Annotated in this window: 1 protein-coding gene; it reads right to left on the bottom strand. The window is 63.8% G+C overall.

The window, feature by feature from the left end; genetic code table 11:
* Positions 1-314 precede the first annotated feature (314 nt).
* Positions 315-921, bottom strand: a 607-nt coding sequence (locus tag A3M3_RS24340) for a transposase (RefSeq protein WP_035741514.1), incomplete at its 5' end; no start/stop codon positions are given.

The following is a 921-nucleotide window of genomic DNA, read 5'->3' as shown; positions in this document are numbered from 1 at the left end:
CGCCAGACGCCGCTGCGACACCCTCTACGCCATGCTCCGAGACGGAACCCTCTACCAAGCACGAACACCCACAGCAGCTTGACAAAAAACATAGGGGCACGCTCACGTATGCGCGGTCCGGCCGGACGCCCGCTCACGTATGCGCGGTTCGGGCCGACGCCCGCTCACCTATACCGCGGTCCGGGCCGACGCCCGCTCACCTATGCCGCGTTAGGGCCGGACGCCCGCTCACGTATAGGTGATGGAGGGTTGGGGTGAAGCGCCCGATACGGGCTCTTCACGGTTCGTGGTGATTGTTCTGCCGTGATGGATGTTCATGCCGCTGTTTTGGCGGCACTGCGCAACAGGATACGCGTTTTGTAGTTGCGTGCGTTGGTGAATCCCCGGCCTGTCCGTTTGATGTGTTTGATGGCTGTGTTGTTGGCTTCTACTTTCGCGGTGGTCGCACCGGTGACAATGAGGACTTCGATTTCTTTCCACCACCGGCAGATCGTGCGCCAGAGCCGGTTCGTTTCCGGCTGCGCGGCTCGTTCGACCAGTTCCTTCAGGTGGTCTTTCGCCGCGGCCGCGTCGGCAAGAGACCCGGTGGCGAGCAGCGTCCGGAGCTGTTCTTTGACCAACCACGCAGTCTGCAGCTTCCCGGTGGCGTCGTCGGTGGCGAACACGGTGCTGAGTCTTTTCCGTGCCCGGTCCGAGAGCGTGTCGGCGCCGCGCAAGAGCAGCCGTCGGTTGGCCCAGACCGGATCGATGGAGCGTCCCCGCCGGCCGTGGACCTGGTGGGTGAGTCGTTGCCGGACTTCGGTGAGCATGTCGTTGCCGAGCTTGACCAAATGGAACGCGTCGACCGAGATTGCTGTGCGCGGGAGCCACATCCGCAGTGCCTTGCGGAAAGCCGCTGACGGGTCGATCGCGACGACCTGC

This window comes from Arthrobacter sp. MA-N2 (assembly GCF_000517125.1).
In the GTDB taxonomy this organism is placed as follows: Bacteria; Actinomycetota; Actinomycetes; order Actinomycetales; family Micrococcaceae; genus Arthrobacter; species Arthrobacter methylotrophus.
Note: the sequence above shows the minus strand (reverse complement) of the source record. Positions and strands in the feature narration are given on the sequence as shown.